Origin of the sequence: Streptomyces sp. NPDC032198 (assembly GCF_040636975.1) — a bacterium.
In the GTDB taxonomy this organism is placed as follows: domain Bacteria; phylum Actinomycetota; class Actinomycetes; order Streptomycetales; family Streptomycetaceae; genus Streptomyces.
The window spans coordinates 105654-127739 of the sequence record NZ_JBEZVL010000001.1; the positions used below are offsets into that span (position 1 = coordinate 105654).

The 22086-nt window shown below is 70.8% G+C and carries 21 protein-coding genes; 8 read left to right on the plus strand and 13 right to left on the minus strand.

Annotated elements, in window-relative coordinates:
- Positions 1-42: 42 nt before the first annotated feature.
- The 5 genes from AB0E78_RS00525 to AB0E78_RS00545 form a co-directional block, all read right to left on the minus strand.
- Positions 43-828 (minus strand): hypothetical protein, encoded by a 786-nt coding sequence (locus tag AB0E78_RS00525; RefSeq protein ID WP_361826264.1) that lies wholly within the window; start codon positions 826-828, stop codon positions 43-45.
- An 8-nt stretch (positions 829-836) separates the two neighbouring features.
- The gene (locus AB0E78_RS00530; protein ID WP_361826267.1) at positions 837-1199 is read right to left on the minus strand and encodes a PadR family transcriptional regulator; all 363 of its coding nucleotides are present in this window, start codon (positions 1197-1199) and stop codon (positions 837-839) included.
- Between the two features lie 2 nt (positions 1200-1201).
- Positions 1202-1984: a CPBP family intramembrane glutamic endopeptidase gene (locus AB0E78_RS00535; RefSeq protein WP_361826269.1), complete on the minus strand. Its 783-nt coding sequence runs from the start codon at positions 1982-1984 to the stop codon at positions 1202-1204.
- 135 nt (positions 1985-2119) lie between these two features.
- Positions 2120-2917, minus strand: a complete 798-nt coding sequence (locus tag AB0E78_RS00540) for an HAD family acid phosphatase (protein ID WP_361826270.1) — start codon at positions 2915-2917, stop codon at positions 2120-2122.
- Positions 2918-3135: 218 nt separating this feature from the next.
- On the minus strand, positions 3136-3723 hold the full coding sequence (locus tag AB0E78_RS00545) for a TIGR03086 family metal-binding protein (protein WP_361826273.1): 588 nt from the start codon (positions 3721-3723) through the stop codon (positions 3136-3138).
- A gap of 162 nt (positions 3724-3885) precedes the next feature.
- On the opposite strand from AB0E78_RS00545, the gene AB0E78_RS00550 reads away from it, so the two are divergent.
- Entirely contained in the window at positions 3886-5121 is a 1236-nt protein-coding gene (locus tag AB0E78_RS00550) for an MFS transporter (protein ID WP_361826275.1), read from the plus strand.
- Here AB0E78_RS00550 and AB0E78_RS00555 read toward each other — a convergent pair.
- From AB0E78_RS00555 to AB0E78_RS00565, 3 genes are all read right to left on the minus strand, one after another.
- Positions 5096-6442: a S28 family serine protease gene (locus tag AB0E78_RS00555; RefSeq protein ID WP_361826278.1), complete on the minus strand. Its 1347-nt coding sequence runs from the start codon at positions 6440-6442 to the stop codon at positions 5096-5098. The two genes, AB0E78_RS00550 and AB0E78_RS00555, sit on opposite strands and share 26 nt — an antisense overlap.
- A gap of 92 nt (positions 6443-6534) precedes the next feature.
- On the minus strand, positions 6535-7701 hold the full coding sequence (locus tag AB0E78_RS00560; protein WP_361826280.1) for a hypothetical protein: 1167 nt from the start codon (positions 7699-7701) through the stop codon (positions 6535-6537).
- Positions 7698-8651: a 5-dehydro-4-deoxyglucarate dehydratase gene (locus tag AB0E78_RS00565; RefSeq protein ID WP_361826283.1), complete on the minus strand. Its 954-nt coding sequence runs from the start codon at positions 8649-8651 to the stop codon at positions 7698-7700. The genes AB0E78_RS00560 and AB0E78_RS00565 overlap by 4 nt, the downstream gene beginning before the upstream one ends.
- Positions 8652-8901: 250 nt before the next feature.
- Between AB0E78_RS00565 and AB0E78_RS00570 the strand changes: the two genes are divergently transcribed.
- From AB0E78_RS00570 to AB0E78_RS00600, 7 genes are all read left to right on the plus strand, one after another.
- Positions 8902-9711, plus strand: coding sequence for an NAD(P)-dependent oxidoreductase (locus tag AB0E78_RS00570; RefSeq protein ID WP_361826285.1), 810 nt, complete (start codon positions 8902-8904; stop codon positions 9709-9711).
- Between the two features lie 291 nt (positions 9712-10002).
- Positions 10003-10773, plus strand: a complete 771-nt coding sequence (locus AB0E78_RS00575; protein WP_361826288.1) for a DeoR/GlpR family DNA-binding transcription regulator — start codon at positions 10003-10005, stop codon at positions 10771-10773.
- A 140-nt stretch (positions 10774-10913) separates the two neighbouring features.
- The gene (locus AB0E78_RS00580; protein WP_361826291.1) at positions 10914-12281 is read left to right on the plus strand and encodes a sugar ABC transporter substrate-binding protein; all 1368 of its coding nucleotides are present in this window, start codon (positions 10914-10916) and stop codon (positions 12279-12281) included.
- Positions 12278-13231, plus strand: coding sequence for a sugar ABC transporter permease (locus AB0E78_RS00585; RefSeq protein ID WP_361826293.1), 954 nt, complete (start codon positions 12278-12280; stop codon positions 13229-13231). Before AB0E78_RS00580 ends, AB0E78_RS00585 begins: the two co-directional genes overlap by 4 nt.
- Complete coding sequence (locus AB0E78_RS00590; RefSeq protein ID WP_361826294.1) at positions 13228-14097, plus strand: carbohydrate ABC transporter permease; 870 nt, start codon at positions 13228-13230, stop codon at positions 14095-14097. The genes AB0E78_RS00585 and AB0E78_RS00590 overlap by 4 nt, the downstream gene beginning before the upstream one ends.
- Entirely contained in the window at positions 14094-15083 is a 990-nt protein-coding gene (locus AB0E78_RS00595) for a zinc-dependent alcohol dehydrogenase family protein (protein ID WP_361826296.1), read from the plus strand. The genes AB0E78_RS00590 and AB0E78_RS00595 overlap by 4 nt, the downstream gene beginning before the upstream one ends.
- A 167-nt stretch (positions 15084-15250) precedes the next feature.
- Positions 15251-16480, plus strand: a complete 1230-nt coding sequence (locus AB0E78_RS00600) for a TerD family protein (protein WP_361828414.1) — start codon at positions 15251-15253, stop codon at positions 16478-16480.
- Between the two features lie 134 nt (positions 16481-16614).
- On the opposite strand, the gene AB0E78_RS00605 is transcribed toward AB0E78_RS00600, so the two are convergent.
- From AB0E78_RS00605 to AB0E78_RS00625, 5 genes are all read right to left on the minus strand, one after another.
- Entirely contained in the window at positions 16615-16842 is a 228-nt protein-coding gene (locus AB0E78_RS00605; RefSeq protein ID WP_135329399.1) for a CarD family transcriptional regulator, read from the minus strand.
- A gap of 180 nt (positions 16843-17022) precedes the next feature.
- Entirely contained in the window at positions 17023-18045 is a 1023-nt protein-coding gene (locus tag AB0E78_RS00610) for a 1-aminocyclopropane-1-carboxylate deaminase (protein WP_361826298.1), read from the minus strand.
- 35 nt (positions 18046-18080) lie between these two features.
- A complete protein-coding gene (locus AB0E78_RS00615; RefSeq protein WP_361826301.1) occupies positions 18081-18725 on the minus strand; it encodes a GntR family transcriptional regulator in 645 nt (214 codons plus the stop codon).
- A 78-nt stretch (positions 18726-18803) separates the two neighbouring features.
- The gene (locus AB0E78_RS00620) at positions 18804-20378 is read right to left on the minus strand and encodes a TROVE domain-containing protein (RefSeq protein ID WP_361826304.1); all 1575 of its coding nucleotides are present in this window, start codon (positions 20376-20378) and stop codon (positions 18804-18806) included.
- 117 nt (positions 20379-20495) lie between these two features.
- Positions 20496-21935, minus strand: a complete 1440-nt coding sequence (locus tag AB0E78_RS00625; protein WP_361826307.1) for an alkaline phosphatase PhoX — start codon at positions 21933-21935, stop codon at positions 20496-20498.
- Positions 21936-22086: the final 151 nt, after the last annotated feature.

A 22086-nucleotide genomic window follows, 5' to 3' on the forward strand; every position in this document is an offset into this window, starting at 1 on the left:
CGCGGGGTGCCGGTGATCGGGACGGCACCCCGGGCGCGGAGGTCAGCCCCGGGAGCGCCAGGCCTGCAAGCCCCACAGGGCGGCGATCGGCACCACGGCGCCCACGAGCAGCCCGCCGGTGAAGCCGAGGCCGCTGCCGGCGTCCCGGTCGTCCACGGCGACGGCGACGCCCGCAAGGACGACAGCCACCGCGGCGACGGCCACCAGCGCGTAGAAGCGCCGGCTGAAGAAGCGCCACCGGTCGGGCACCTCCGGCGGCGCCGGGATGTCCGCGCCGGGCCCCAGGCTCGCCGCCACCGGCCGCTTGAACCACGCGTAGACGATCCAGTTCCCGCAGGCCTCCCAGCCGTCGGGGGCCAGCCGCTCGTCGAGGCCCTCGCGCCCCCGCGTGACCAGCTCACGCCGGTACTCCCAGCGCTGCGGCCGCTCCAGGTCACGGTGGCTGACGAAGCGGCCGAGCGCGTCGACGCGCTCTACCTCCCAGCCCTCGCCGCCGAAGCGGTTCAGGAGCCCTTCGTCGACGTACGTGTCGGCGGTCCACCGCCAGGTCTCGACGTGCGGCTCGGGGGCGTCGGGCCGCTCTCCCCCGGCCGGGGCGAGCTCGCGGGCGAACGCGTCGACCGGGCCGAACTCGGCCTCCGGGTCGGCTCCGTCCGACTCGTCGAGGTGCGCGCCGAGGTCCGCGACGGTGGCCTCGATGCGGTCGGCGGGCAGCCCGTGCTCCCGCAGCCGGTCGGCGAGGTCGAGGAGGTAGCTGTCGCGTACGTAGCCCTCGTCCATCGTTTCCTTCACGGTGTCGTCCGTCGCTTCGTCCGTCGCTTCGTTCATGGCGTCGTTCATCGCACGCCCGCCTGCGCCAGCATCTCGCGCACGGATCCGTCGAAGGCGAGCCACAGTCCGCCCTGTTCCCCGAGGGTGGCGCGCCCCGCGTCGGTGAGGGAGTAGTAGCGCCTTCCGGGGCCCTTCTCCGTGGCCCGGAACTCCGCGGCGACGAGGCCCGCCTCCTCCAGGCGGTTGAGCACGGGGTAGAGCGTGCCGCCCTTGATCTGGCCGAATCCGGCGGCGCCGAGCAGCTTGGCGATCTCGTAGCCGTAGCTCTCGCCGTCGGTGAGGGCGGCGAGCACGAGCAGATCGAGCACGCCCTTGAACCAGCTGGCCCGGCGGTCGGTCTTCGCGCCCCCGGAAGCGGGTGCGGTCATGGTCAGCTGCCCTTCAGGGTCGGCTCGTGCGGGGTCTCGTGCGGGTTCGCGCGCGGGGTGAAGGTCTCGACGGGCTCCGGCACGGGGAGCGTCAAGTCCCGCACGGAGAGGGCGATGTGGATGGCGACGGGCAGCAGCAGGCTTCCGCTCGCCAGATAGAGCCCGGTGAACAGCACCCCGACGAGGCCGAAGGCGATGACGCCGCTGCGGCCCTGATAGATCCCGGCGAGGGCGTACGCGAGCACCGAAAGGGCCGCCGCCGCATAGACGTCGAGGCCGAGCACGCCGACACCGAAGGCGATCAGGAGCCCGCGGTAGACGAGCTCGGCGCAGATGCCGTCGGTCACGGCGACGGCGATCGCGAGGCGGCGCTCCTGGCGCGTGCGCGGCAGCATCGCCTGGATGGAGGCGAGCCCCGGCACGTTCCTGCCGCCCTCGGCGAGGGCGCGCATCTGCCGCCCGGACACCACGGACACCGCCACCATCACGGCGATGACGGCGACCGCGGTCAGCGGCGACTCGGGCAACGCGATGCCGAGGTCGGCGGCGGCCATGGCCGGCGAGAACAGCAGCACGGTCATCACGAGCGCGGCGAGGACCCACCAGAAGACGAGCACGAAGGTGAAGTAGCCGACGAGCGCGCGGGGTTCGGTGTCGCGGCGGCGGGCGAGCGAGGCGTAGACGCGGCGTCCGAGCCAGGGTTCGCCGAGGAGCAGATAGGCGCCTACCGCGGCGGTGACGGCCGTGGACGTGGCCGAGAACTCCGGCGAGAGCGAGACGGTCATGGTGGGATCCCCCTTCCCGAAGGGGCCGCGGCGGACGTGCCGCGCGGCCCCATGAGCATGTGAGCTACCTAGACCGTAGAGCGACCTAGTCAGGAATACAACCTATCTCGCTATGCCGAGTTGCCTGGCGTCGAACTACTCCACGAAATAGGTGGGGTTGGGCAGCTTGTACGTCTTGTCCGCGTAGCCGCCCGCGAGGTCGGAGACCTGGTCGCCGAAGCTGCCGACGATGTCGTAGCCGGTCGATTCGATGTGCTTGCGGGTGCCTTCCTTGAACTGCACGGTGGTGCACTCCCACTTGGCGGGCGTGGCGCAGTTGCTCAGGTAGGCGGGCGGGGCGGTCTTGTTCTTGGTGAAGACGTGCGTGGTGTCGAGCTGCGTGTCGTATCCCGCCCTGGCGAGATTCGTGACGGCGCCCTCACGCTGCGACTCGCTCAGGCCGGTCAGGAAGAAGACCTCGACGCCCTTGCTCTTGGCGTACGTGACCAGTCCGGGCATGCCGAAGACGGCGGGGCGCTTGGCCGCCTTCACGTACGCGTCCCACGTGGTGTTGTTGTAGGTGTAGTTGGTCGTCTTCTCGTAGTCGAAGCTGAGCAGCGAGGTGTCGTCCACGTCGAGGACGATCGCGGGCTTCTTGCCGTGGTGATGACCCGTGCGGGCGGCGGCCCTCCTGATGTCCTTCTTCGCCTTCGCCTGAATGCGCGCCAGGTCCTTGGCGTACGGGCTGTCGGGCGAGGACCGCCAGACGCCGTCGGCGTCCTGGTAGGCGCCGTAGTAGTCGTCGATCTGGCCGACGAGCACGCCAATGTTCTGGGGTTCGGCGGTGTGCCGCGCCGTGGCGTTGTCGGCGGTGGCGGCGCCCGTGCCGTACAGCGCGGCACCGGCGACGGCACAGGCGGTGGCGATGCCCGCCACCCGTAGAGACTTGCGCATAGGTCGTTTTCTCCGGATCAGAGTCAGTGCAGGGGCAACAGGTTCGAGCAGGTCAACACCTGTCTACGCGCACTGTCTACGCGCATCACACGGCACCCCGCGAGACCCTTTACCCGATCGATACCCGATCCGGAGAAAGCCTGGAGGCCGGAAAAGCCCGGAGGCCGGGAAAAGCCCGGAGGCCGGAGAAAGCCCGGAGGCCGGAGAAAGCCCGGAGGTCAGACCCCGGGCGTCCACCCCGGGTCCCGGCCACTGAGACCGATCACGCGGTCGAGCAGCGGGGCGCCGTCCGGCACCGGGACCACGGCCCCGAACAGACTGTTCCCGGACTGGTCGCCCTCCTCGGGTGTGAGCAGCTCCTGGGCCACCCCGAGGCTCACGTCGTCCGGCGTGTACGCCTGCCCCGTGGACCGCGCCAAGTCCCAGCCGTGCACGACGAGTTCATCCATGGCGACGGCCCCCGCGACGGCCCCCGGAAGATCGATGCCGCCGGCCCGGGTCATGCCCTCGTACGCGGCGGGGTCGCGCCACACCTCCACCAGCTCGTCGAGCAGCTTCGGCAGCTCGGCACGCCACCCGGGCGTCAGTTCCGGGAGGGAGTCACCCGGGCTCCGGTCGAGGTGCGCGCCCAGGTCCTTGCGCCCGGCATCCCGGAACGCGGTGGTCAGGCCGACCAGATGGCCCAGCAGATGGCGCACCTGATACTCCGGACAGGGCGTGGGCCCCGCGAGCTGATCGTCGGTGATGCCGTCCGCGACGGCTGCCACCAGCCGGGCCTGCCGCTCGAAATCGATCGTCTTCGTCATGGGTCCTCCAGAATCTCGGCGGCCCTGCCCCGCGGGCCGCTGTCGTGCCCTGTAGACCGGCCCGGCACCGAAAACTCATCGGCGTACCCGGCTCGTTCGACGCACGGAATACCGCACCTGCCCCATGCCGGACCGGGGGCCTTAGAACCAGCATCACCTGCCATGACATCTGCCACGACACCTGCCGCGAGATCGTCGGTCTCCCGGGTCCTGCGCAACCGCGACGCGCGCCTCTGCCTGGGCGCGGTGCTGGTCTCCGGCTTCGGCAGCTCCGCGATGTGGCTGGTCTCCGGGATCTGGGTGAAGGAGCTGACCGGCTCGGACGGCCTGGCCGCCCTCTGCGCCTTCGCGCTCTGGGCCCCGGCCCTGATCGGCCCCCTCCTGGGCACGATCGCCGACCGCACCCGCCGCGGGCCCCTGCTCATCGGCACGAACCTGGCCCTGGGCGCCCTGCTGACCACCCTCCTGTTCGTCGACTCCACCAGCACCCTGTGGATCCTCTACGCGGTGCTGTTCCTGTACGGGGCGTGCGGCGCCGTCACCGACGCGGCGGAGGCGGCCCTGGTGACAGCGGCGGTCGGCAGGGACCTGGCGGGTGACTTCAACGGCCTGCGGATGTCCGCGAACGAAGGCATGAAGCTGATCGCACCGCTCGCGGGAGCGGGCCTCTTCGCCGCGTACGGAGGCGCCCGGGTGGCACTCCTGGACGCCGCCACCTTCGTGCTCGCGGCAGGGATGTTCGCGCTCCTCCGGGTCCGCGAGGACGTACCCGTGCCCAGCGGCACGAAGGGCTGGCGGGCGCAGACAGCCGAAGGGGCACGCCACTTGTGGGGCGACCCGCGGCTGCGGCCCCTCGTCCTCGCGGGCGGCCTGACCATGCTGACCTCGGGGATCAGCGGGGCGGCCGTCTACGCGGTCGTGGAGGGACTGGGCCACTCCCCCGCGTACACAGGCGTGCTGTACGTCGTGCAGGGCGCGGGATCGGTCGCGGTCGGCGTCGCTTCGGGGGCGCTGATGCGGCGCTTTGGAGCACGCCGGTTCGGCGGGGCGGGCATCGCGCTCACCGCGCTCGCCGTGGTCCTGCAGGCACTGCCGTACGACGCGACGGCCCTTGCGGGCAGTCTCGCCAACGGCCTCGGGCTGCCCTGCGTACTGATCGCGGGCATGACGTCGGTGCAGCGCGAGACACCGCGGGCGCTCCTGGGCCGGGCGGCGGCGACCGCGAACACCCTGATGTTCACGCCGACCGCGGTGGGCATCGCCCTGGGCGCCGGGCTGGTCGAGACCGTCGACTACCGCGTCCTGTTGCCGGTCCTCGCGGGGGCGCGGCTGCTGATCGCCGCGCCCCTGCTCAGGTCCCGTTCCGCGCGCGCTACTTCACGTCGGCCCAGCGCTTGATGGTCGCGACGGCCTCGGCCTGTTCGGCGGCCGGCAGCTTGGCGATGGAGGCACCGTGGTTGGAGCCGGGGGCCTCGTAGCGGTAGGAGTCGCGGTGGCTCGGGGTGAACTTCTCCGCGCTCCACGGGTCGTTCTCGCCGTAGATGAACATCATCCGCTGGCCGCGGGTCTTCACCCAGCGGTCGACGTCCGCGATGGTCCTGTTGTTGTACGAGCCGCGCATCGCCTCGGGGAGCACCGAGTTGGGCTGGTAGATGTCCGGGTAGTGGCGGACGTCCTTGAGGTGCTTGAACTTCAGGTCGGCCCAGCCGAGTTGGGTGGCGGCCTGCCGGTAGTAGGGGCCCGTGCCGTTCGTGCCGAGGGTCTCGTCCTGGTAGACGCTGAAGCCGTGGCCCTTCGACCAGGCGTAGAGCTCGTCGTCGGTGGCCTTCTTGGCGTCGGGCACGGTCGGGCAGTTGTCGATGCTGCCGCTCTGCCAGAAGTTCCACACCTGGTCGAGCACCGCGAACTCGTAGGCACGGTCGGTGGTGCCCAGCGTCTCCTCGAAGGTGTCGCCGCTGGCCTTGGCGTCCGCCTCAAACTTGGGGATCAGCGCGTCACGGCGTACGAGCATCTCGCGCTGCACGGCGTTCAGCGCGCTGCGGCACTCGGCCGTGCCGACCGTCCTGAAGAACCGCTCGTAGCCGCTGTCGTCCCTGTTGTTGGCGTCGTTCGGAGCCACGAACGCGACGACCGCGTCCAGGTCTTCGGGGTAGAAGCGCTCGTGGTACGTGGCCGTCATGCCGCCCTTGCTGGCGCCCGTGCCGAGCCACTTGCCCTTCTCGATGCCGCGCAGCGCCCGCGTGAGGCGGTGCTCGTCGGCGGCCTCCTGCTGGACGGTGAGCTTGGACCAGTCGGAACCGGCCGCTCCCGAGGGGCGGGACTGCTCGAAGTAGCGGTGCTCGACGCTGACCTGGTTGGCGTCGATCAGCTTGGTGAGGGCGGTGGTGTTGGACGCCAGGGTGTAGCCGCCGGTGTAGAGGACGGTCGGCTTGTCCGTGGCCTTGTGCCAGAGCGTGGCGCGCTGGGTGAAGGTGCCGGCGCGGGGGTTGCCGTGGTCCACGGGCTGGGCGTACGTGAGCGTGTAGAAGGGGTATCCCTCCCTGTCGACCACGGAGACGACCTTCATGCCGGGGATCTTCTCCAGCTGCTCCCGGACGTCGGGCGCGGCGGTGCTCTGTCCCCCACCGGTCCGCGCGGCGGCGGGCATCGCCCCGCCGAGCACCGCCGCGCCCGCCATGATCCCGGCACAGGCCAGCGCCGCTATCCCCTTGTTGCGCACCTTGTCTCCTCGTACTGGAGCGAATGGTTGGGCGGATGGTAACCGCTTCCACTTCGTGGGCGACAGAGGGTGGTTGGGGGGCGTGCGCCGGGCTAGTCCAGCTGCTTCAGGGCGCTCCGCACCTGTGCGAGATCCGCGTCCGACGCCAACCCCGCGTGGTAGAGCCGTAGTTCGTCCGCGCCCAGCGTGCGCGCGTCAGCGGCGTCGGCGGCGAGGGTGGCGGGGCCGCCGCCCATGCCGGAGACGACGGTGAGGTTCGCGGCGAGGGTGGTGCGGGCCGTGCGGTGCGCGGCGAAGGGCGTAAGCGCCTGAGCCCCGCCGGTGCAGGGCACGACCACGCCGTCGGCCACGGAGAGAATGTGCTCCGGGTCGACTCCGGCGTTGGCTCCGCAGTGGTACGCCACCGGGTCCGCGTGCAGCAGCACTTGGAAGCCCTCTGGAGCTGCGGCGCGCACGGCCGTGACCGCCGCCTCCTGGAGCGTGCGGGCCGCTTCCTCGCGCCACGCGCGCGTGGCAGCCGCCCTCTCGGCACCGAGCAGCTTCTCCACCGCCTGCCAGCCGCCGGGAGGCTCGTCGCCCCGCCACACGGGCTCCAGGGCGCGGCGGACCCCGGCCGCCAGCTCGTCCGGGACGAGGCCTTCCTGGGCGTACCCCGCACGGCAGTCCGCGCAGAAGCACAACGACATCAGATACTGCCCGGCCTCGCCGAGCGGCACCCCCGCGATCTTGTCGTGGGCGTGCAGATGCGCGAGGCCGTACCAGCCGAGGGACTCCAGTTCCGTGCCGCGCGCGCCGGGGCGTACGGCGGCCTCCGCCGCGAGGTCGACGAGGTACGCGCGCGTGGCGGGCTGTGCGATGCAGGGCGCCCAGGGATAGCGGTCTCCGTAGGCGTTGACGACGGAGGTGTCCGGATGGTCGGCGCCCATACGGGAGTTGTGGGCGAGGACCACCCAGGTGTGCACGTCGAGCCCGGCCGCCGCCAGCGCGTCGGCGGCCTCTCCGTAGGCGTCGCCCGGGGCCCAGCTCCCGGCCGCGTACGGGCGCAGGGCGCGCCCCTCCCACCGGCCGTCGGGCTCGTAGAGGACGGCCGCGTGCTCGGCGGTGACGACGCGGTGGCACGGGTGACGCGGGGTCAGGGCGCGCGTGGAGTGGTAGGCGGAGGCGAGGGTGACCTGCCGGACGCCGAGGTCCGCGACGCGCGCGGGGGCGGCGGGGTCGCCGGTGACGTCCCAGGGGTACAGGAAGGCGGAGGTCCTCACGCGCCCTCCTCCCGCACCAGGGCGCGCCCGCGCTCGGTCAGCTCGGCGAGGCGCTTGACGTGCTCGTCGGCGGGTTCGTGCAGCGGCGTCCGCACCACGCCGACGTCGAGCCCCGCCAGGCGTACGCCCGCCTTGACGAGGGAGACGGCATAGCCGCGGCCCTCGCTGCGCAGCTCCACGAAGGGGCGGTAGAAGCCGTCGATGAGCCGGTTCACCATCGCGTCGCCCTCGGCGGTCCCGGCGTTGAAGGCCCGGTGGAAGGCGAGCGCGATGTCGGGGGCGAAGCAGAAGACCGCCGACGAGTAGAGCGTCACGCCGATGCCTCGGTAGGCGAGCCCGGTCAGCTCGGCGGTGGGCAGGCCGTTGAAGTAGAGGAAATCCTCCGGGACTTCCGTGCGCACGGCACTGACGATGCGCTGCATCAGGTCCATGTCGCCGAGGCCGTCCTTGAAGCCGATGATGCCCTCGGTGCGGGCAAGACCGACGACGCTCTCCGGGGTGAACACGGCGTTGTCGCGCTGGTAGACGATGACGTCCAGCGAGGTGGCCGCGGCCAGTTCGGCGTAGTGCCGCAGCAGGCCCTCCTGCCCGGCGACGACGAGATAGGGCGGCATCGCCAGCAGCCCGTCGGCGCCCGCCTCCTCGGCGAGCTTCGCGTACCGCACGGCCAGCGCGGTGCCATACCCGGCGCCCGCGACCACCGGCACCCGTCCCGCGGACTCCTCGACGGCGGCGCCGACGCACGCCCGGAACTCCTCGGGCGTCAGGGCGTGGAACTCACCGGTGCCGCAGCAGGCGAAGACGGCCGCGGCACCCGCCTCGATCCCCGCGCGCACGTGCGCGCGGTAGATGTCGAGGTCGATGGAACCGTCCGGCCCGTAGGCGGTGACCGGGAAGAACAGCGGCCCGCTGGGGATGTCGAGTCGAGCGGCGAGGGGTGCTGACGTCACGGGCTCTCCCTTAGCGTGCACGTTTCTGATCCACGTCCATATTTCTGAACAAGCCCACGCTAAGCCGCCTCTTGAGCCCCGGTCAAGCGTCGAGGTCAGCAAGAGAACCGTGATTCGAGAGCGGATTCCCCACCTCCGTACGACACTTGACGCGACGAGCCGTTGATCCCTAGCGTGTCCATAAATGTGAATTCTGTACGTGGACAAGAACGCGACTGCCGAGTCACCGCTGATCCGAGGAGACCCCCTCATGCCCGCTCCCCGCACCATCCTGCTCACCGGCGCCGCAGGCGGCCTCGGCACCTTGATGCGGGGGCTGCTGCCGGCCTACGGCTACGAGCTGCGGCTGCTCGACGTGCGGCCCATCGAGGGCGAGCCGGACGCGATCACGGCCGACCTCGACGACAAGAAGGCGCTGCGGGAGGCCGTGCAGGGTGTCGACGCGGTCATCCACCTCGCGGGCATCTCCCTGGAGTCCTCCTTCGACAAGATCCTGCGGGCGAACATCGAGGGGACCTACAACCTCTACGAAGCGGCGCGCGAGGAAGGCGTCCGCCGTGTCGTCTTCGCGTCGTCGAACCACGCGGTGGGGTTCACGCCCCGGCCCGTCGGCGACGATCCGCTGATCCCGGTGGAGACGCCGCGCCGCCCCGACACCTTCTACGGCCTGTCGAAGTCCTTCGGCGAGGATCTCGCCCAGTTCTACTGGGACAAGCACGGGATGGAGACGGTCTCCGTGCGCATCGGCTCGTGCTTCCTCGAACCGTCGAACGTACGGATGCTGTCGGTCTGGATGAGCCCGGGGGACGGCGCCAGGCTCTTCCACGCGGCGCTGACCGCCCCCTCGGTGGGGCACACCGTGGTGTACGGGTCGTCCGCGAACACGCGCCTGTGGTGGGACCTCTCGTCGGCGCGTGCGCTCGGCTACGAGCCGCAGGACGATTCGGAGCAGTACGCGGACAAGCTCGTCGCCGAGCAGGGCGAACTGGATCCCGCGAATCCGGATCACGCGAATCTGGGCGGCCACTTCTGCACGAACCCTCCGGTGTGGCCCCACTGACCCTCCGATGCGGGCTTGCCGAGCCGGGTCCGTCCTCGTTCGCCGGAGGGGTTGAAATCAGCCCTCCGGTGCCTTCGAAGGAGAGCCCCGAACCCCCGAACGGGCAACGAACGGGCACCCCCGACCCCCCGAACGGGCACCCCACCCGCCCGAAGCACAGGCCGCAGCCCTGCCAAACGGGCAGAGGCGGGCAGCATCGCCCCCATTCCGAGCCTGTTCACGCACCGCGCCCCGCTGTAGAACTTTCCCCCAGGGCCCGAACGGGCACAGCGAGGGAAGGAGGCGGCACCCATGACCGCGGAAGAGCGCCAGCGGGAAATCGTCCGGGCGGCGCGGACCTCCGGCTCCGTGGACGTCACCGCGCTCGCCACCAAGCTGGGCGTCGCCAAGGAAACCGTCCGCCGCGACCTCCGCGCCCTGGAGGACCACGGCCTGGTCCGCCGTACGCACGGCGGCGCCTACCCCGTGGAGAGCGCCGGCTTCGAGACCACCCTTGCCTTCCGCACCACCATGCACGTCCCGGAGAAGCGCAGGATCGCCGCTGCCGCCGCCGACCTCCTCGGCGACGCCGAAACGGTCTTCGTCGACGAGGGCTTCACCCCGCAGCTCATCGCCGAAGCACTGCCCGAAGCCGCCAAGGGACGCCCTCTGACCATCGTCACCGCGTCCCTGGCCACCGCCGGCGCCCTCGCCGAGGCCGACAACATGTCCGTCCTCCTCCTCGGCGGCCGTGTCCGCCCGGGCACCCTGGCGACCGTCGACCACTGGACGACGCGCATGCTGGCCGGGTTCGTGATCGACCTCGCCTACATCGGGGCCAACGGCATCTCCCGCGAGCACGGCCTGACCACGCCCGACCCCGCGGTCAGCGAGGTGAAGACGCAGGCCATCCGCGCGTCGCGGCGCACCGTGTTCGCGGGCGTGCACACCAAGTTCGGGGCGACGAGCTTCTGCAGGTTCGGGCACGTCGGCGAGCTGGAGACCATCGTCACGAGCACGCAGCTGCCCGCCTCCGAGGCGCACCGCTACTCGCTCCAGGGCCCGCAGGTCATCCGCGTCTGACACTCCCCCCGCGCCCCCTTCGACTCCCGCTCCGGCACCTTTCGTGATCCCGCACGCCCTCACCCACCTTCGACGCCCCCGACACACCCCCACTCACACCCCATACGTCCCCATATGTCCCCATACGTCCAGGAGCATTCATGCGAACCCAGAGCCGACGGAGGCCGCGCGCACTAGCCGCGGCAGCCGCAGGGACGCTGCTTGCCCCGCTGCTCTCCGGCTGCTGGGCCGGGGCGGGCGGGACCGGTTCAGGCGGCGACTCCATCAACGTACTGATGGTGAACAACCCGCAGATGGTCGAACTGCAGAAGCTCACCGCCGCCCACTTCACCAAGGAAACGGGCATCAAGGTGAACTTCACGGTCCTGCCCGAGAACGACGTCCGCGACAAGATCAGCCAGGACTTCGCCAACCAGGCGGGCCAGTACGACGTCGCCACGCTCAGCAACTACGAGATCCCGATCTACGCCAAGAACGACTGGCTGCACGAACTCGGCTCGTACACCAAGAAGGACACGGCGTACGACGAGAAGGACGTACTGCCCTCCATGCGCCAGTCCCTCACCGGGGACGACGGCAAGCTCTACGGACAGCCCTTCTACGGAGAGTCGTCCTTCCTGATGTACCGGAAGGACGTCTTCAAGAAGGCCGGTCTCACCATGCCGAAGAAGCCCACCTGGCAGCAGGTGGCGAAGCTCGCGGCCGACGTGGACCGCGCCGAGTCCGGGATGAAGGGCATCTGTCTGCGCGGGCTTCCCGGCTGGGGCGAGTTGATCGCACCGCTGACGACGGTGGTGAACACCTTCGGAGGGACCTGGTTCGACAAGGGGTGGAAGGCCCGCCTCGACTCCCCCGAGTTCAAGAAGGCGACGCAGTTCTACGTGGACCTGGTCCGCAAGCACGGTGAGTCCGGGGCCGCCCAGTCCGGCTATGCCGAGTGCCTGAACAACCTCACCCAGGGCAAGACCGCCATGTGGTACGACGCGACGGCCGCCGCCGGTTCGCTGGAGTCCGCCAAGTCCCCGGTCAAGGGCAAGATCGGCTACGTACCGGCGCCCGTGGAGAAGACCAGGAGCTCCGGGTGGCTCTACACCTGGGCCTGGGGCCTGCAGAAGGCCTCGCGCAACCCGGACAAGGCCTGGAAGTTCGTCTCCTGGGCGTCCAGCAAGGAGTACGAGGAGCTGGTCGGCGAGAAGATCGGCTGGTCCAACGTCCCCGCGGGCAAGCGCTCGTCGACGTACGACAACCCCGAGTACGTCAAGGAAGCCGCTGCCTTCCAGGACGTCACCCACGATGCCATCGAAGGCGCACGGCCGACCGATCCGGGCGTGCAGCCCCGCCCCGCGCCCGGCATCCAGTTCGTCGGCATCCCCGAGTTCACCGACCTCGGCACGAAGGTCTCCCAGGAGATCAGCGCGGCCATCGCCGGACGCCAGTCCGTCGAATCGGCCCTCAAGACGTCACAGAAGCTCGCCGAGAAGATCGCCGAGGAGTACGAGGGACGATGACCGCCACCGCGAGCACCACCACCGTCGCGCCACGGACCGCGCGCGCCCCCGGGCCCAAGGCGCCAGGACGGCTGCGTGCCTGGGCCACCAGGGCCCCGCTGCTCCCCGCGCTGATCTTCATGGTCGTCGTCACCCAGCTGCCGTTCGTGGCCACGCTGGTGATCTCCTTCTTCGACTGGAACGCCCTCTACCCCGACGCCCGCAGCTTCACCGGACTCGACAACTACTCCGAGGTCCTCACCGACCCCGACCTGCGCAAGTCCGTCCTGACGACCATCGTGCTCACGGCCACCGTGGTGATCGCGAGCCTCGTCATCGGGCTCGGCCTCGCCCTGCTCCTCGACCGGAGGTTCCGGGGCCGGGGCATGGTGCGTACGTTGCTCATCGCGCCGTTCCTGCTCGTGCCCGTGGCCGCGGCGCTGCTGTGGAAGCACGTGCTCTACAACCCCGAGTACGGCCTCTTCAACGGCCTGCTGCACTGGGTGGGCGGTGACGGCGCCGCCCAGCCCGACTGGGTCTCCAACACCCCGCTGATCGCCATCGAGGCCTCCCTGATCTGGCAGTGGACGCCCTTCATGATGCTGATCCTGCTCGCGGGGCTGCAGAGCCGCGACAGCGAGCTCATCGAGGCCGCCCGGATGGACGGCGCGGGCAACTGGCAGGTGTTCCGCTATCTGACGCTGCCGCATCTGCGCCGCTATCTGGAGCTCGGCTCGCTGCTCGGCTCGATCTACATCGTGCAGAACTTCGACGCCGTCTTCACGATCACCTCGGGCGGTCTGGGCACCGCCAACCTGCCCTACACCGTCTACCAGAGCTTCTACCAGGCCCACGAGAACGGCCTGGCGTCCGCCGCCGGTGTCCTCGTCGTCATCGGTTCCATCATCATCGCGACCTTCGCGCTGCGGGTCGTCTCGTCCCTGTTCCGTGAGGAGGCGTCCCGCGCATGAGCACCGCTGAGACGCGTGTACGTACACAGCCCGGGAGCCGCTTCCGCATCCGGGGCTCCGCGGGCCTCGGCCTGGCCGCCTGGCTGGCCGGGATCCTGTTCTTCCTGCCCATCGCCTGGATGACGCTGACCTCCTTCCACTCGGAGGAGGACGCGGCCACCAACCCGCCCTCGCTCGCCGCCTCGCTCACCCTGGACGGCTACCGCGACTTCTTCGGTTCGGGCGGCGGCGCGAGCCCCTGGCCCTCGCTCATCAACTCGACCGTGGCCTCGGTGGCCTCGACCCTGCTCGTGCTGCTCCTCGCGCTCCCCGCCGCGTACGCGCTCTCCATCAGGCCGGTGAAGAAGTGGACGGACGTCCTGTTCTTCTTCTTGTCGACGAAGATGCTGCCCGTCGTGGCGGGCCTGCTGCCGATCTATCTCTTCGCCAAGAGCACCGAGATGCTCGACAGCATCTGGCTGCTCGTCATCCTCTACACGTCGATGAACCTGCCGATCGCCGTGTGGATGATGCAGTCCTTCCTCGCCGAGGTGCCGGTCGCGATCATCGAGGCCGCGCAGATCGACGGGGCGCGGCTGCCCACCATCCTCACGCGCGTGGTGGCCCCCATCGCGCTGCCGGGGATCGCGGCGACGTCCCTGATCTGCTTCATCTTCAGCTGGAACGAACTGCTCTTCGCACGGGTGCTCACGGGCGTCGTCGCCCAGACCGCGCCCGTGTTCCTGACCGGCTTCATCACCAGCCAGGGCCTGTTCCTGGCGAAGGTGTGCGCCGCGTCGCTCGTGATCTCCCTGCCGGTGCTCGCCGCGGGGTTCGCCGCCCAGGACAAGCTGGTCCAGGGCCTGTCGTTGGGAGCCGTCAAGTGAAGGCCGCCATCATCGAGTCCGTCGGCAAGGCTGTCGTCGGCGAGGTGCCCGACCCCACCCCGGGGCCGCGCGAGGTTGTCGTCGAGGTCGCGGCGTGCGGTCTGTGCGGGACCGATCTGCACATCCTCCAGGGCGAGTTCGCGCCCACGCTGCCGGTGGTGCCGGGGCACGAGTTCGCCGGGGAGGTGGTGGGGCTCGGTCGCGAGGTCACGGAGCTCGCGGTCGGCGACCGGGTCGCCGTCGACCCCTCGCTCTACTGCTACGAGTGCCGCTACTGCCGCACCGGCCACAACAACCTGTGCGAGCGCTGGGCCGCGATCGGCGTCACCACCGCGGGCGGCGCGGCCCAGTACGCGGTGGCGCCCGTCGCCAACTGTGTGCGGCTCCCCGAGAACGTACGCACCCAGGACGCGGCGCTCATCGAGCCGCTCTCCTGCGCGGTGCGCGGCTACGACGTGCTGCGGGCCCAGCTGGGCGCCCACGTGCTGATCTACGGCTCGGGGACGATGGGCCTGATGATGCTGGAGCTCGCCAAGCGGACGGGGGCGGCGAGCGTGGACGTCGTGGACCTCAACCCGGACCGCCTCGCCACGGCACGGCAGTTGGGCGTCTCGGGGTCGGCGGCCGGCGCGGACGAACTGGAGCGGCCGCAGGGCTGGGACATCGTGGTCGACGCCACGGGGAACGCGAACGCCATCCAGGACGGCCTCGGGCGGGTCGCCAAGGCGGGGACGTTCCTGCAGTTCGGCGTGGCCGACTACGCGACCCGGGTCAGCATCGATCCGTACCGCATCTACAACCAGGAGATCACCATCACCGGGTCGATGGCGGTCCTGCACAGCTACGAGCGGGCGGCGGAGCTGTTCGCCGCGGGCGTCCTCGATCCCGATGTCTTCATCAGCGACCGGATGCCGCTGGACGAGTACCCGCAGGCCCTGGAGCGGTTCGCCTCCGGCGTGGGACGGAAGATCATCGTGGTCCCGTAGAGGGCCTGCCCCCCAGACCCTCCGGAGCCCTCTGAACGCGCCCCTTCCCCACCCCCGGGAAGGGGCGCTCCCACGTGGAGTGCGCCCCTGGACACAGCGGGCGAAGAAAACCTGTCAGGTAAGGGAACGGCAAAGCCGGGACGTTCGTTACCCCGGACATGACCGCTATGACACCCGGCTCGAACATCCCCCTCACCGCCACCCGCGTGGCGGTGGACGTCGCCGCACCGGTGCGGCTCGACGTGTCGGGCCTGCTGCTCACCGCCGACGGCAAAGTGCGCTCGGACGACGACTTCATCTTCTTCAACCAGCCCGCAGGCCCCGGTGTGACGTACACGTCGGGTGGCGGCACGACCCCCGACAAGATCACGGTCGACACCAGCGCCGTGCCCGCCGGCATCGAGAAGATCGTCGTCACCGCGAGCCCGGACGCGGCCGGCCAGACCTTCCAGGGCATCGAGCCCACCGCCACGATCCGCAACGCGGACGACGGCTCCGTACTCGCCACGTTCACGCCCCCGCAGCTCGGCGGCGAGACCGCCCTGGTGATCGTCGAGGTCTACCTGCGCAACGGCGCGTGGAAGGCGCGCGCCGTCGGCCAGGGCTATACGAACGGCCTGGCCGGCATCGCGACGGACTTCGGTGTCTCGGTCGAGGAGCCCGCCGCCCCGGCCGCAGCGGCCGCGCCCGCGGCCCCCATGGCGCCCCCGACCGGCGCCCCGGTCCAGGGCCCGCCCCCGCCGGCCGCGGACCCGCGCCTGGCCGCGCCCGCCGCCCCGGCCGCTCCCCCGGCACCCGCCGCCCCCGCGCCCGGCGCCGGGAAGATCAACCTGGACAAGGGCCGGGTCAGCCTTCAGAAGAACCAGACGGTGTCCCTGGTCAAGGGCGGGAAGCCGCTGCTCTCGCAGGTCAAGATGGGCCTCGGCTGGGAGCCCGCGTACGGCGGCAAGGACATCGACCTGGACGCCTCGGTCATCGCGTACGGCCCGCAGCGCAACCACGTGGACAGTTGCTACTTCGGCAAGCTGTCGATCGTGAACGGCGCGATCAAGCACTCCGGTGACAACCTCACGGGCGAGGGCGGCGGTGACGACGAGGTGATCGTCGTGGACCTGGGCCGTCTGCCGCAGGACGTGACGGGTCTCGTCTTCACGGTGAACTCGTTCTCCGGCCAGAAGTTCACGCAGGTCGCCAAGGCGTACTGCCGTCTCCTGGACGCGGCCTCGGGCGAGGAGCTGGTCCGCTTCGACCTCACGAACGCCGAGGCGCAGACGGGCGTGATGATGGCCAAACTCATCAAGCAGTTCACGGGCGAGTGGGAAATGACCGCCATGGGTGACTTCGTGAAGTCACGGACCGTGCGCGGCATGGTGAAGCCCGCGGCGCAGGCGCTCTAGCCGCCGCACGGGCCTCCGCGGGGCGGGCTGGAGGGCCGGAGCAAAGCGCAGGGGCGGTCGGCGAGGAAGGGATGAACCTTCCCGCCGGCCGCCCCTTGTCGTACAGGGGGACGCGCGCGCAGGCGTACGTCAGGTCAGAGCTTCGCCAGCTTGGGATAAGGGCTCAGGAACCTTCCCTGGCGGCCTGCGAAGTCGATGACCACTGCTTCCTCGCCTTCCACTCCGACGATCCGTCCGAGTCCGTACTGGTCGTGGGAGACCCGGTCGCCCACGGCGAACTGCTCGATGGGCGGTGCGGGGGGCGGCGGAACGTTGAAAGGACTGTTCGGCAGGTGGCGTCGGGTACCGGGGGGCCTCGTCATGTTCTGAGTATGCGCCCTCCGGGCCCCGGCGCACCATGCTCCGAGCTCACACGGTCCTCACATCGGCATCAAACCGACACACAATTGCAGATTCCTCGTAGCGGTACGTAGTTGTTCCGTGGCACCACGCGCACGACGCGCACATGTGTGCCCCATGGACCGCGGACGGACGCCGGACGGTCAGAACAGGGCGCTGTAGGCGTTCAGGGCGGGCTGCCCGCCGAGGTGGGCGTACAGGACGGTCGCGTCGCGTGCGATCTCCCCCCGGTCCACCAGATCGATCATCCCGGCCATCGATTTCCCCTCGTAGACCGGGTCGGTGACCATGCCCTCCGTGCGGGCCGCGAGCCGCATCGCGTCGAGGGTCGCCTCGTCCGGGAGCCCGTACGTGCCCGCGTGATAGCGCCCGTCCAGCTCGATGTCGGCGTCCTTCACCTCGGCCTGTACGCCGATGAGTTCGGCCGTCCCCCGGGTGATCCTGGCGATCTGCTCGCGGGTGCGGCCGGGGTCCGCGGAGGCGTCGATGCCGAGGACGCGGCGGGGGCGGCCGCCCTCCTCCGCGAGCGCGGCGAATCCGGCGACCATGCCCGCCTGGGTGGACCCGGTCACCGAGCAGACCACGACGGTGTCGAAGAAGACCCCCAAGTCCTCCTCCTGCTCGGCCACTTCGTACGCCCACTGCGCGAATCCCAGGCCGCCGAGCCGGTGCTCGGAGCAGCCCGCGGGGATCGCGTACGGCTTGCCGCCCGCCTCTTCGACCTCGCGCACCGCCCGCTCCCAGCTCTCCTTGATGCCGATGCCGAATCCGGCGCGCACGAGGCGGATGTCGGCGCCCGCGAGCCTGCTGATGAGGATGTTGCCGACCTTGTCGTAGACGGAGTCCGGCCAGTCCACCCAACTCTCCTGGATCAGCACGCACTTGAGCCCGGCGCGGGCGGCGACGGCGGCGACCTGGCGGGTGTGGTTGGACTGGACGCCGCCGATCGACACGAGGGTGTCGCAGCCCTGGGCGAGCGCGTCGGCGACCAGATACTCCAGCTTGCGCGTCTTGTTGCCGCCGTAGGCGATGCCGGAGTTGCAGTCCTCCCGCTTGGCCCAGAGCGTGGCGCCGCCGAGGTGGTGGGTGAGGCGGTCCAGGGGGTGGACGGGCGAGGGGCCGAAGAGGAGGGGGTAGCGGGCGTAGGAGTCGAGGGGTGCTGGCACGGTGGCCTCCAGGCGGGGCGGTGTCTGCGGTGTCTTCAGGGGTGGGCGAGTTCTTCCAGGACGCGCCAGATCTCCGTGGTGACGGCCGCCGCGGCTTCCGGGTCGCCGTCCGCGCACGCGTCGATCAGCCGATCGTGCAGGGCGGCGGAGCCGCAGGTCACGCCCTCGCCGAAGCGCTGCCTCTCCAGGCGGCGGATGAGCGGGGTGTAGCGGGTGATGGTGGCCGCTGCCGCGCTGTTGCCGCAGGCCGCGACGAGGACGCCGTGCAGGTCGTCGTCGGCCCGCAGGGCGCCCTCCACATCGCCGGACGTGAGGGCCGCAGCGAACCGGCGGTTGGCCTCCCGCATCGCGTGGACGTGCGCGGGCGCCAGGCGTGGCACCGCGCTGCGGGCGACGAGCTCGTGCATGGCGCGGACGACGGCCGCCGCGTCCCTGACGTCAGCCGCGTCCAACGGCGTCACACGGGTGTGGCTCTGCGGTTTGGTCTCCAGGAGGCCTTCGTCGACGAGCCGCGCGAACGCCTCGCGGACGGGTGCGCGGGACAGGCCGAGCGACGCGGCGAGGTCGGCGTCCCGCACGACGCTGCCCGGCGGGATCTCACCTCCGACGATCGCGTCCCGGATCGATGCGTACGCCTGGTCCCTGAGGAGGGTGCGGCGCACCGGTTGCATGGCTCCCATGCACTGAAATGTTAGATACCAATTCCCGGCACGGGCAAGGGTCTTGACGCGAGCAGGAGCCTTCACTCGACCAAGAACCTAGAACGGCCAGTCGCCCGAAGAGCCCGCCTCCACCAGCTGCACCATCCGGAAAGCCGCGTCCGAAAGGCCCCCGAACACATGGCGGTTGCCCGTGCCGGACTCGCCGTGGCCCACCCGGTAGCCCGCGAGGTTCCAGGTGTAGACCGGGATGTGCGCCGGAACCTGCTCGGTCGGGTCGCCGTGGTAGTTGTACGTCGCCTGCTCGTCGGTGATGATCAGGACGCGATCGTGCTTCTTGTAGAAGCGCCGCACCGCCTCGGTGGTGTTCGTGCCGCCGAGCTTGCCGAAGCGCTCCAGGATCTTGAGCACCGACTCCCCCTCGCGGTACTTCACGCGGGCGCTTGTCGTGCCGAACTCGACCAGGTCCGCGTCCGCCGCCCGCAGCGCGAGCGCCGTGCCGAAGACCGCGGCGGCGTCCGCGCGGTTGAGCTGCGAGCGCTCCGAGAGCGGCGACCACATGGAGCTCGAACGGTCCACCAGGATCAGCGAACGGCCCCGAAGCGTGGGCACGTTGGCCAGCGAGTGGCCGAGCGCACGCTCCAGCGGGTACGCCCAGCGCAGCGACGGCGCGTGCTGGTAGGCGGCGAGGTAGCGGAAGGGGAACTGCCGCGACTTCGCGACCTCCGCCGGGTCGGCGATCTTCGCCGCGACGACGCTCGCCACCTCGTCCGACACGCCTGCCGTGTCGAAGTTGCGCAGGTTGCGCACGAGCGCCATCGCGCCCATGGACGGAATGACCGCTTCCCAGGCCGCCTTGTCCATCGGCCCCCGCAGCCAGCCCGCGAGCGCCTCCCAGGTGAGGCCCGCCGCGGCAAGCCGCTCGGCGCCGCCCGCGCCGGTGACCACCGCGCGCCGCTCGGCGACCGGCACGGCCATCAGCTCGCGGTGCGCGGCCAGGACGCGGGCCGACGCGGGCGGTACGGCGGTGTCGGGGTGGTGGCGGCGGTCGAGCGCGTACGGGAAGAGGTCGCCCTGCCACGGCTTGTCCGGGTCGGGTGCGGCGTGCACGAGGTTGAGGATGTCGCCGAAGCGGTACCCCTTGGACGCGGTGTCGTACTTGAGCAGCGCCTTCTCGCCGTACAGACGGCGCACCGCGTCCGCGATGCCGCGCTTGACGGGCTTGGGGATGTTCCGGCCGTACGTCACCGTCCAGTACCCGAGGAACTCGCCGGGCTCGTCCGGGCGGCGCAGCACGGAGGCGACGACCTGGCGGTTGGCGGGGCCGTCGGTGACGCCGGCGTCCAGGCGCGCCTTCACGTACTCGGCGGCGCCGACCAGCGAGGCCGTGCGCATGTTGCCGTCGCCGCGCAGCCAGCCGAGCAGGCCCGCGGTCCACTCCGGGTCCTGGACGGCGAGGCTGCGCACGAGAGCGGCGAAGCGATGGTCGCGCTCGTCACCGGTCTCGTAAAAGGTCTGCTGCGAGACGAAATTCGCCACCGCGAGCAGAAAGAGCTCGGAGCGCGCGTCACGGAGCACGCCCCGGCCGCCCTGGTGGGTCGGCGCGGTGCGTCCGGTCGACTTCACGACCGAAGTGACCAGCGCCTTCGCGGACTTGGTGTTGAAGCGTGCCATGTGAATTCCCCCGAATTCCGGAAACTCCCCATGACTTTAGGAGAGGGAACTCGGGGGGCGCCAAAGGTTTTCGCCGGGCGCTTTTCACGACCCGTCAGTGGATCGCCGCCGGACCCGTCAGTGGCGCTGGCGGCGCCACGGTCCGGTGATCGCCAGCATGATGCCGGGCGTCTGGATGTTGGCGTAGAGCGTCTTGCCGTCGGGCGAGAACGTGACGCCGGTGAACTCGCTGTAGGAGGGGTCCTCGGGGGTGCCCGCGTTGAGTTCGTTGCGTGCGATCGGGTACGTGCGGCCCCGGTCGGTCGCCCCGAAGAGGTGCTGGACGCCTTCGCCGTCCTCGGCGATGACGAGGCCGCCGTACGGGGAGACGGTGATGTTGTCCGGGCCGTCGAAGGCGCCGTCCTTCGACGGATCGGGGTTCACGCCGAGCAGGACCTTCAGGGTGAGGGTGCGGCGCGACGGGTTGTAGAACCACACCTGTCCGTCGTGCGGGACGGGGCTCTCGCCGCGGGCGAACGAGGCGACGATGTAGACGCCGCCGTCACCCCACCACATGCCTTCGAGCTTGCGGGCGCGGGTGATGTCGCCGTCGGCGAACTGCTTGCGTACCGAGACCGTGCGGGCGTCGCGGTCCGGGACCTCGACCCAGTCCACGCCGTAGACGGTGCCGGTCTTGGTGGCGCGGGACAGGTCGTCCACGAAACGGCCGCCGGAGTCGTAGCACTTCGGGGCCTTGAGGACACCCGCGTCGTCGGCCAGGGTGCGCAGCCTGCCGCGGCCGTGGTGGAAACCGTGCGGCGGGGTCCAGCGGTAGAGCAGGCCGTTGGGCCCGGAGGCGTCCTCGGTGAGGTAGAGGTGGCCGCGCTTGGGGTCGACGACGACGGCCTCGTGGGCGTAGCGGCCGAGGGCCTTGATCGGCTTGGGGGCGCGGTTGGCGCGCCGGTCGAGGGGGTCGACCTCGAAGACGTAGCCGTGGTCCTTGGTCATGCCGTTCTGGCCGGCCTTGTCCTCGGTCTCCTCGCAGGTCAGCCAGGTTCCCCAGGGAGTGCTGCCGCCCGCGCAGTTGGTGGCGGTGCCCGCGATGCCGACCCACTCGGCGACGTGTCCGTCGCGGCGGACCTCGACGACCGTGCATCCGCCGGACGCGGCCGGGTCGTAGACGAGGCCCTCGGTGAGCGGGACGGGGTGCGGCCACTTGGAGCGGGGGCCGCCCAGCTCGTGGTTGTTGACGAGGAGCGTCGCACCGCGCGGGCCCTCGAAGGTGGCCGTGCCGTCGTGGTTGGACGGCGTGAACTCGCCGGTCTCCAGCTTGGTCCTGCCGCTGTGGGTGAGGACGCGGTACGAGAATCCGGCGGGCAGCGCGAGCAGGCCCTTCGGGTCGGGGAGCAGCGGCCCGTAGCCGGGGGCGCCGTCGAGTCCCTCGGCCCCGTCCTGGGTCGTCTCCTCTGCGGCGAGCGCGCCGGGCGCGGTGGCGAGTGCGCCGACGCTGCCGGCCAGCGCGACCCCCGCGCCGGTGATCGCGGAGCGTCTGGCGAAGTCCCTGCGGGTGAGCGGCATGATGTCTCCTGAGGCGCGTACGAGCGGGCTACGGGCTGACGGTGCACGTGCTGCGACTCTCGGCCTGCGTGCTGCGGGTGCGCGTACCGCGAGTGCTGCGAGTGCGCGTACTTCCGGTTTCGGCCGGGCTGCTGTCGGCGTCACGTTCCCG

Excerpts from the sequence above, each read along its gene's own strand:
- AB0E78_RS00570 (WP_361826285.1), top strand. The coding sequence starts at position 8,902 with ATGCCCGCTCCCCGCACCATCCTGCTCACCGGCGCCGCAGGCGGCCTC.
- AB0E78_RS00530 (WP_361826267.1), bottom strand. The coding sequence starts at position 1,199 with ATGACCGCACCCGCTTCCGGGGGCGCGAAGACCGACCGCCGGGCCAGC.
- AB0E78_RS00625 (WP_361826307.1), bottom strand. The coding sequence starts at position 21,935 with ATGCCGCTCACCCGCAGGGACTTCGCCAGACGCTCCGCGATCACCGGC.
- AB0E78_RS00550 (WP_361826275.1), top strand. The coding sequence starts at position 3,886 with ATGACATCTGCCACGACACCTGCCGCGAGATCGTCGGTCTCCCGGGTC.
- AB0E78_RS00540 (WP_361826270.1), bottom strand. The coding sequence starts at position 2,917 with ATGCGCAAGTCTCTACGGGTGGCGGGCATCGCCACCGCCTGTGCCGTC.
- AB0E78_RS00585 (WP_361826293.1), top strand. The coding sequence starts at position 12,278 with ATGACCGCCACCGCGAGCACCACCACCGTCGCGCCACGGACCGCGCGC.
- AB0E78_RS00615 (WP_361826301.1), bottom strand. The coding sequence starts at position 18,725 with ATGGGAGCCATGCAACCGGTGCGCCGCACCCTCCTCAGGGACCAGGCG.
- AB0E78_RS00600 (WP_361828414.1), top strand. The coding sequence starts at position 15,251 with ATGACACCCGGCTCGAACATCCCCCTCACCGCCACCCGCGTGGCGGTG.
- AB0E78_RS00545 (WP_361826273.1), bottom strand. The coding sequence starts at position 3,723 with ATGACGAAGACGATCGATTTCGAGCGGCAGGCCCGGCTGGTGGCAGCC.
- AB0E78_RS00575 (WP_361826288.1), top strand. The coding sequence starts at position 10,003 with ATGACCGCGGAAGAGCGCCAGCGGGAAATCGTCCGGGCGGCGCGGACC.
- AB0E78_RS00535 (WP_361826269.1), bottom strand. The coding sequence starts at position 1,984 with ATGACCGTCTCGCTCTCGCCGGAGTTCTCGGCCACGTCCACGGCCGTC.
- AB0E78_RS00525 (WP_361826264.1), bottom strand. The coding sequence starts at position 828 with ATGAACGAAGCGACGGACGAAGCGACGGACGACACCGTGAAGGAAACG.
- AB0E78_RS00620 (WP_361826304.1), bottom strand. The coding sequence starts at position 20,378 with ATGGCACGCTTCAACACCAAGTCCGCGAAGGCGCTGGTCACTTCGGTC.
- AB0E78_RS00605 (WP_135329399.1), bottom strand. The coding sequence starts at position 16,842 with ATGACGAGGCCCCCCGGTACCCGACGCCACCTGCCGAACAGTCCTTTC.
- AB0E78_RS00590 (WP_361826294.1), top strand. The coding sequence starts at position 13,228 with ATGAGCACCGCTGAGACGCGTGTACGTACACAGCCCGGGAGCCGCTTC.
- AB0E78_RS00580 (WP_361826291.1), top strand. The coding sequence starts at position 10,914 with ATGCGAACCCAGAGCCGACGGAGGCCGCGCGCACTAGCCGCGGCAGCC.